The sequence below is a fragment of the Pseudomonas sp. FW305-70 genome (assembly GCF_058783925.1).
Genome location: NZ_JBYSYZ010000017.1, coordinates 101734 through 110641, shown reverse-complemented (window position 1 = coordinate 110641; position 8908 = coordinate 101734). Strand labels below are relative to the sequence as shown.

The following is an 8908-nucleotide window of genomic DNA, read 5'->3' as shown; positions in this document are numbered from 1 at the left end:
GTTGGTTCAGGCGGCCATTGAGCTCAACAAAAAGTAAGCCATGCACAAGTCCCTGTGGGAGCGGGCTTGCTCGCGAATGGGGTGACTCGGTCTTTTGTAGGAAATGCGGGCTTAGAAATCCCGCTTGTAGAAGATGTCCAGCGAACTGGCCACGCCGCCGGCGGCCTCGAGGTAGACCCTTTTGCTCAGCTTGTAGCGCAGGGCAATGGTGTTGGCCGGTTCGAACACGCCGACGCCATAGCGCAGGCTGAGTTTCTCGGAAATATTACCGCTGGCCACCACACTGGTGGCGTCGCCACTGCCCTGGGTGTCGAGCTGGAAGTCCTGGATGCCCAGGTTCTTGGCGATGCCGCTGGTCACACCGGAACTGCCCATCAAGCCCAACCCGAGGGCCGCCTGGGCGAGCATGTTGTTGTCTTCGCCATTGCTGCTCAGTGGACGCCCGAGCACCAGATAGGACAGGGCCTGCTCCTGGCTCATCGCCGGTTCCGAAAAGATTTGCGTGGTCGGTTGTTCGGCGCTGCCACTCAAACGAATGCCGGCGATGATGTCGTCGGTCTTGCGAATGGCTTCGATGTCCAGGTACGGCTGATCGATGGGCCCGGCAAACAGCAAACGTGCCCGGCGCACCAACAGCCGCTGGCCATAGGCGCGGTAACGCCCGTCGTTGAGCCACAGCTCGCCACGGGTGTCCATGTTGTCGCCGATGTGCACATGCCCCTGCACATTCGCCGTCAGGCCAAACCCGGCAAAGCTCAGCTTGTCCTCGCCGACCAGCACTTCGATGTCCATCTTCATCGCCAGCGGCGGCTTGCCCTCCTCGGTCTGCTGACCGACGATCACCGTGTCATCGGAGACCTTGACCGTCGACGGCGGCAATTCACGAATGGTGATTTCGCCCCTGGGCACCAGCACTTTACCGGCGATGGCCAACTCATCGCCCTTCATCGAGATTTTCAGGTCCGGTGCGACTTCAAGCTTGGCGTAAGGCTCGACGGTGACCGGCAATTGCGTGCCCTTGAGCACCAGATCCACCACCAGCGCCTGACCCCAGGCGATGTTGCCGTTCAAGCTGCCCTGCCCGGCCTTGCCGCTGTTCCAGCCACCGTTCAGCTGCACGCTTTCACCGGCGATGAGCGCCTGAACGTGCAGGTTTTGCAACTCCATCGGCAATTCAGGCCCGGCCACCACGCCGTCACTGAGTTGCAGACTGCCATTGACCTGCGGCGCCAAAAGTCCGCCGGAAATCGTGCCGCTGCCATTCAGGCGCCCGGTCAGCTTCTCGACCATCGGCACGAACGGTCGCGCCACCGACAGGTCCAGCCCGCTCAAGCGGAACGAGCCGTTCAACGGTTTGTTCTTCGGCAACGGATTGAGCTGCGCCTGCACCATCAATTCGCCGAGCTTGCCGCCGACGAAATTGAGTTCGGTGTCGATACGTTTGGGCGTGAGTTTGCTGGTGAGTTTCAGGGTCTGGTACGGGAAGTCCAGCCACTGGTCCTTGTCCTTGATGCGCAACGTGCCGCCACCAGCATCGACACTGACCTGGCCGTTGGGGCCACTGGCCGGCAGATCCAGTTGCAGGTCGGCATTGAGCCGCCCCTGCCAGGCGAAATCCTTCGGCAACCACTGTGCGAGGCTGTCGATCGGGAACTGCTTGAGGTGATAACGCAGCTTCGGCTCTGGCATCAGGCGCGAGTCTTCCCCGCACAGGCTGGCCTGGCCGGATGCCCAGCAATGGGCACCGAAGTTGATTTTGCCGTCCGCCAGGCGTTCGAGTTTCGCCGGCCCTTGCAGCTTCCAGTCCTGGCCACCGGCCTGGATATCACCGCTGGCCAGGCGTCCACGCCAATTGCCTTTATCCAGCGCACCGTCCAGACCCAGCGCCAGTTTCAGTTTCGGCCCTTGCAGATCGAGGCTCAGCTTCTGGTTCTTGATATCGCCCTGGCCGCTGGCGGTCAGGGTTCCCAGCGAGGTGTCACCGGCCTGGATGCCGCTGCCCTTGAGATCGACTTTCGCCCGTTGCGCATTGTCCAGCGTGGCGTCCAGGTTCAGGCTTTGCAGGCGATTGTCCTGGAAAACCAATTGCGAGCCTTGCAAGTCAAGCTTGCCCTGGGGCGCCTTGAGTGTGCCGGCGACATCCACGCGGCCATTGAGTTGGCCGCGCAGCTCTGGCCAGAGCTGGGCCAGGCGCGGCAGCTTGAGATCGATCTGCCCGGCGAGTTTCTGTTGCAGGCTGCCCTTGCCGCTGATGCTGTTCTCGCCCAGGCGAACCTGCAGGGCATTGAGATTCCATTGCTCACCACGGCCATCGGCCTTGGCCTGGATCACCGCTGGCTGGCCGCGCAGTTTGCCCTTGAGGTCCAGGTCGGCATTGAGGCTGAGCACTTCGTTTTTCAGTTCGCCCGTGCTGCGCAACGGCCCCGCCAGCGTGCCCGGCAGCTCCGCGACCCAGTACGCCGGGTTGATCGCCGACAGATCCAGCGCGGTGTCCCAGGCAATGCCGTCGGCGAACTGCAGGTTCAGGTGCCCTTCAGCCTTGCCCTGCCCGGCCTGGAGTTGAATCTGTTGCAGGTAGATTTTCGTCAGGTCGCCCGCGAACGGACTGGCCAGGGTGAAGGCACCGGCCGGACCATCCGCCGCGGCTTCAAAATGACCGAGGTATTTGCCGTCGGTGTAGGACACCTCACCGGTGAAGCGGTGCAACACCACCTCCGGTTCGTCGATCAATGGATAGAGACGGTGCCAGGGGAAGTCCAGCCAGTCGATTTTCGCTTCGGCGCTCAGGCCTTTGCTCCAATCCACAAGCCCTGTGAGCTTGAGGCTTTGCTGGTCGTTGGCGGTCAGGTCGAGCGCGGCGATCTGCGCGCCGTTGGCGTCGACCTTGCCTTGCAGCGCCAGGGCGACCGGCCCTTGCTCGGCGGGCAGCGTGGCCTTGCCGAGCAGCGCGTAGCCGTTCTTCAAGTCGCCGGCACCGCTGAGTTCAAGCTGATTGAGTTGCAGGGTGTCCGGCAGATCGGCACCGGGTTTGAAGCCATCGGCGGTGATCCGCACCTTGGCCGGCAGGTTGTCCACCAGCGGTTGCAGTTCGCCGGTCAGTTGCCCGTTGAGGTAACCGCTGCTGTCGGCTCTGAGATTGAGGGTTTTCAGCAGGTCGCCATCAATCTTGAGCGCCAGCTCCCACGGCGCGGGGGTCGACAGGGTCAACTTGCCTTGCGCGTGAAGCGGCCAATTGCCGATCGGTTGCAGCGAGCCGGACAGGTTCAGGTTGAGGTCATCGCGCTGCAAATGCACGGAATCGATCTGCATGCCCTCAGGGGTCCAGTGTGCTGCCAGCTGCAAACCCTTGAGCTCTTCACTGCCGTTGAACAGCAGGCTGCCGACCTTGACATCTCCCAACTCGATGGCCAGCGGCAACTTCAGTTCCGGCAGGGTAATCGGGCCGCTGTCCGGCTCTTCGGAACCCGGCGGGAACGTCAGGCTGACCTGGTCGGCCTGCAATTGCTCGATGCACAAGGTCATGCGGGTCAGGCACAACGGCGACCAGGCGAAAATCATCTGGTTCAGTTCAATCCGGCTGGTGTCCTGCTGCCACAACACACGGTCAGCACTCCACTGCCCGCCCAACCGGCCCTGGAAGTTGTCCAGGGTCAATCCCGGCACGAAGCCCAACGCCCAACGGCTGCCCGTCGCCGTGCCCAGCACAGTGGCCAGCGTCAGGACAACCAGCATCAACAGTGCGGCTATCGCCAGCAGCGTTACTTTCAAACCACGCTTCACAGCTCAGGCCCCATGGAAAAGTGCAGTCGAATGCCACCATCGTCGTCCAGTGCATGGGCCAGGTCGAGGCGGATCGGCCCCACCGGCGATACCCAGCGCACGCCGATACCGACCCCGGTCTTGAGGCTCGGCAGTTCGAGGGTGTTGAAGGCGTTGCCCTGGTCGACAAAGGTCGCTATCCGCCATTTTTCGGCGACCGAATACTGATACTCCGCGCTGGCGGCCACCATGTAGCGGCCACCGATGCGATCGCCGTCGGAGTTTTCCGGCGACAGGCTCTGATAGTCGTAGCCGCGCACGCTCTGATCGCCACCGGCGAAGAAGCGCAACGATGGCGGTACCGATTTGAAGCCGTTGGTGGCACTGCCGCCGACCTGCACCCGTCCGAGGAAGCGGTGTTTATCGAACACCGTAGTCAGGCCTTTGACCAATGCCGTGCCATAGAGCAGGTTGCTGTCGGAACCCAGACCTTCCTTGGCCACCTTGGATTCGAATTGCAGGCGATAGCCGTTGTGCGGATCGATGCGGTTGTCGCTTTTGAGGTATGAATAGCTCACACCGGGCATCAGCAAGGTACTGAGTCCCGAGTCATCGCCCAGTTGATAATCCTCGTGCTGCCACTTCAGCGACACCACCCGTTGCCAGCCGCTGGGCAGTTTGCTGTGCCACTCGGGGCCGAGGGTCAGCAGCTTGCTGTGGCTTTCCTTATCGGCGATTTCTTCATTCTGGTAGCCACCGGCAAAACGCAGTTTGTCGGTCAGTGGCGGGTCCAGCGGAATGTCGTAGAACAGCCCGACGTTTTGCCGGGGTGCCGAGACTTCGGTTTCCCAGCCATAACTGTGCCCTTGTGGGTTGACCCAGTGCCGGGTCCAGTTGGCCTTGGCCCGTGGGCCGACGTCGGTGGAGAAACCCAGGCCCAGGCCCATGGTCCGTGGCTTGCGGGTTTCGAGTTTGACGTCTACCGGGATCGCATTCTCTTTTGACGCCGCGGGTGCTGCGTCCACGCGCACGCCTTCGAAGTAGCCACTCGATTGCAGGTTCTGATTGAGTTCGGCAATCAGCTCCGAGTCGTAAGGTGTACCGGCCTTGAAGGGCACCATGCGCTGCAGCAGTTCGTCATCGAACGGCGTATCGCCCTCGAAACTGACCTTGCCCAAGGAATAGCGTGGACCGCTTTCATAGATAAGGTCGATATCGGCAACGCCGGCCCGGGGGTCGACCGACAGTGTCGAACGGGTGAAACGGCCGCTGAAAAAGCCATAACGCGAAGCCTGGTTCTGGATCAGGCGCTTGGCGTCCTCGTAATGCCCATGGTTGAGCACGGCACCGGGCTTGAGCGCGTCGCTTTTGGGGATTCGAAAGGATTTGAGGGACGCCGCGGGTCCTTCGACTCGCACCGTGACATTGCGCAAGTGCACCGGCTCGCCGGGGTCGACCTTCAACACCAGGCGTGGCTTTTCGCCACCCTTCACTTCGCTGTCGATGTGCGGCTGGTAATAACCCAAGGCCTGGGCGGCCTTGCGCGCCTGCTCCTCGGCGCCACGACTGAAGCGCTGCAAGGCTTCTTCGTCACGATCGCCGAGGCTGCCGATATAGCCCTCTATATTGGCCTTCAGTTCATCGTTGGACGGTTTGATCCGCACATCCAATTCACTTTGCGCCAGCGCCGTGCAGCTGGATAACAGCATAAGCACGCCACTGGTAAATCTTCCTGGAAACTTCATAGGCGCGGATGCTATCACGAGCATGGTTCATGAACACGGAAGCGTGATAGAGCCTGACATGCCCGGAAAGTTCGTGGTCTAAGCCGTTGCTGTTTGTAACACCTGGGGATTGGGGTGAAAAAACACGTGTTCGCGAACCGGCCCAACCGCAACTTCACCGATTTCCTCATAGCCCTGACGTTTATAGAACTCCAGATAGCGAGGGTTCCCGGTGTCGAGGATCACGCCCTGTGAGTGTTCATCCACCGCGCACCAGTTGTGCACGGCTTGCAACAGCTGTTCGCCGAAATGCTGGCCCTGGAACTGCGGGTGAACCCCCAGCAACGGCAAGACGTGCACCGAGTCGTTCGGCACGCAGGCCTCCACGGCAGCGTGATACTCGAGGTAGCGACGGGTGCAGCGAAATCCCGTGCTGAGCACCATGCGCAGGCGCCACGCCCAACTTTCGGTGACCCCAAGGCGACGTTGCGGCGGCGCAATCAGGGCGATGCCGATCAGGCGGTCGTTGACCAGCAGACCGATGGCCGGCAGGTCCTGAAGAAAATGCTGGGTCACCAGTTCGCGCACCGTGGCGCGAACCCGCTGTTCGTAACCGGGGCGTTCAGCTTCGAACAGATAGCCGAAGGTCGGTTCGTGTCGATAAGCCTGGTACAGCAGCGAACGGGCTTCACGGGCGTAGCCGCTGTCGAGCATGTGAATATCGGCGATGGCGGTCGAGGTTTCGGGCATGACGGTTGATCTCCCCGGCACAGCTCGGATGGCTGCGCTCCTGTTGTTACTGTTGTTACGAGCTGATCGGTGCTGACACAGTTCCTTAAAGATCCGCAATCAGTGTAGGCAATGAAATAGCCTTCGCGAGCAAGCCCGCTCCCACAAAAGCAGAGTCAGGCACATAACCTGTGGGAGCGGGCTTGCTCGCGAAGAGGCCATCACTGCCCACACAAGGCTGACTGGAAAAACTCAATCCCCTCACCCCACACTGGCCCGATTCCCCCATGTCAGCTAGCATCGCCCTTTTGCCAGGACTGCCGACCATGAAGATCGTCTCCTTCAACATCAACGGGCTGCGCGCCCGTCCCCATCAGCTGGCGGCGCTGATCGAAAAGCACCAGCCCGATGTGATCGGCCTGCAGGAAACCAAAGTCCACGATGAGCAGTTCCCGCTGGCCGAGGTGCAGGCGCTGGGCTACCACGTGTATTTCCACGGGCAAAAAGGCCATTACGGCGTCGCCCTGCTCTCGCGCCAGGAACCCCTGGCCCTGCATAAAGGTTTCGCCACCGACGAAGAAGATGCCCAGCGGCGATTCATCTGGGGCACCTTCGCCGACGCCAACGGTGTACCGGTCACCATCATGAACGGTTATTTCCCACAGGGAGAAAGCCGCGACCACCCGACCAAATTCCCGGCCAAGGAACGCTTCTACGGCGACTTGCAGCAATTGCTGGAAAGCCAGTTCAAGAACGACCAGCCGCTGGTGGTGATGGGCGATGTGAACATTTCCCCGGAAGACTGCGACATCGGCATCGGCCCGGACAACATGAAGCGCTGGCTGAAAACCGGCAAATGCAGCTTCCTGCCGGAAGAGCGCGAGTGGATGGCCCGCCTGAAGAACTGGGGCCTGGTCGACAGTTTCCGTCACCTGAACCCGGACGTGACCGACACCTTCAGCTGGTTCGACTACCGCAGCCGTGGCTTCGAAGACGAACCCAAGCGAGGCCTGCGCATCGATCTGATCCTCGCCTCCCACGGCTTGCTGCCGCGTGTGAAGGCCGCCGGTGTGGACTACGAGCTGCGCGGCATGGAAAAACCTTCGGACCATGCGCCGATCTGGCTTGAGTTGAGCTGATCCCGAGACGTACGCAACACCAATGTGGGAGCGGGCTTGCTCGCGAAAGCGGTGTGTCATTCAACAATGATGTCGACTGATACGCCCTCTTCGCGAGCAAGCCCGCTCCCACATTGGAAAAGTGTCATTTTTCGGAAACCTTACTGACTTAATCTCCCGACACCTCCCTTGGCTATATAAGGTGCCGGCATGATGCTGCGCGTATTGTTCCTGTTGATGCTGTGCCTCGGCTTGCCACACCTGGCGGCTGCCGGCAATTTGCCGACAGCCGGACAAGGCCCGGTGCTGCGCATTCAGGGCTCCAACACCATCGGCGCGGCCCTGGGGCCGGCGCTGGTCGAAGGCCTGCTGGGCGAACAGGGCCTGCGCAGGATTCACCGCGAAACCCTGGCTACCGCCAACGAACTGCGCATCGTGGGTGAAACCGATCAGGGCAGCCGGGTTGTCGTTGAGGTCGCAGCCCACGGTTCGAGCACCGGTTTTGCCGCCCTGAAAGCCGCCAATGCCGACCTCGCCGCCTCATCGCGCCCGATCAAGGACAGCGAACGGGTGAGCCTTGCATCCCTGGGCGATCTGAAAAGCCCTGGTGCCGAACAAGTCATCGCCATCGATGGCCTGGCGATCATCCTTCACCCGGACAATCCGCTGACTCAACTCGGCACCGAGCAACTGGCGCGCATTTTCAGTGGCGAAGTCAAAACCTGGGAAGACATCGGCGGCCGCGGCGGGCCGATTCATCTGTATGCGCGGGATGATCAGTCCGGTACCTACGACACCTTCAAGGAACTGGTCCTGAGTGATCGCGGGAAAAGTTTCAGCAGCACGGCGAAACGCTTCGAATCCAGTGAACAACTGTCCGACGCCGTGAGTGCAGACCCACAAGGCATTGGTTTTATCGGCCTGCCCTACGTACGTCGGGCCAAAGCCGTGGCGATTGTCGATGGGCAATCACAAGCCATGCCGCCACTGAACAACCTGATTGCCACGGAAGACTATCCGCTGTCCCGCCGACTGTTTTTTTATCTGCCACCGAGCACAAAGAACCCTTGGGCCGATGCACTGGCGGCGTTTGCCCAAAGCAACAAGGGACAAGCGATTGTCGCCGCCAACGGTTTCATCGCCCAAACCGTCCAGGCCATGACCGTGACACCCAATGCGTTGATGCCGGAGGGTTATCAGGCTCTGAGCCGTCACGCACAGCGTTTGTCGGTCAACTTTCGTTTCGAAGAAGGCAGCGCAACGCTGGACAACAAGGCGCAACAAGACTTGTCCCGGGTGCTCGACTATATAAAGCAGCACGACAAAACCAATGGCCAGGTAACACTGGTGGGCTTTGGCGATGCCAAGAGCGACCCGGCGCGCGCCGATCTGTTGTCGAAGCTGCGGGCCATGGCGGTAAGGCGGGAGTTGGTGAAAAGCGGTGTGGTGTTTCGCGAGATTCGCGGGTTTGGAGCGCAGATGCCGGTGGCGGCCAATAGCGCCGATGAGGGAAGGATCAAGAATCGGCGGGTTGAGGTTTGGGTGTATTGAATCTGATGTTGCTGTATTGAATGGAAT

General features: G+C 60.9%; 5 protein-coding genes. 2 read left to right on the top strand and 3 right to left on the bottom strand.

The window, feature by feature from the left end; translation table 11 throughout:
- Positions 1-111: 111 nt before the first annotated feature.
- The 3 genes from AC3WN7_RS15440 to AC3WN7_RS15430 all read right to left on the bottom strand — a co-directional run bounded on the left by AC3WN7_RS15440 (position 112) and on the right by AC3WN7_RS15430 (position 6233).
- Positions 112-3780 (bottom strand): translocation/assembly module TamB domain-containing protein, encoded by a 3669-nt coding sequence (locus AC3WN7_RS15440; protein ID WP_102674661.1) that lies wholly within the window; start codon positions 3778-3780, stop codon positions 112-114.
- Positions 3777-5504: an autotransporter assembly complex protein TamA gene (locus AC3WN7_RS15435; RefSeq protein ID WP_102674660.1), complete on the bottom strand. Its 1728-nt coding sequence runs from the start codon at positions 5502-5504 to the stop codon at positions 3777-3779. The genes AC3WN7_RS15440 and AC3WN7_RS15435 overlap by 4 nt, the downstream gene beginning before the upstream one ends.
- Positions 5505-5582: 78 nt before the next feature.
- The gene (locus tag AC3WN7_RS15430) at positions 5583-6233 is read right to left on the bottom strand and encodes a GNAT family N-acetyltransferase (RefSeq protein ID WP_095966520.1); all 651 of its coding nucleotides are present in this window, start codon (positions 6231-6233) and stop codon (positions 5583-5585) included.
- A 305-nt stretch (positions 6234-6538) separates the two neighbouring features.
- Here AC3WN7_RS15430 and xthA point away from each other — a divergent pair, with 305 nt between their 5' ends.
- A complete protein-coding gene (gene xthA, locus AC3WN7_RS15425) occupies positions 6539-7351 on the top strand; it encodes an exodeoxyribonuclease III (RefSeq protein ID WP_007970500.1) in 813 nt (270 codons plus the stop codon).
- Positions 7352-7540: 189 nt separating this feature from the next.
- Positions 7541-8881 (top strand): substrate-binding domain-containing protein, encoded by a 1341-nt coding sequence (locus AC3WN7_RS15420; protein ID WP_102674658.1) that lies wholly within the window; start codon positions 7541-7543, stop codon positions 8879-8881.
- The last annotated feature ends 27 nt before the right edge of the window (positions 8882-8908 follow it).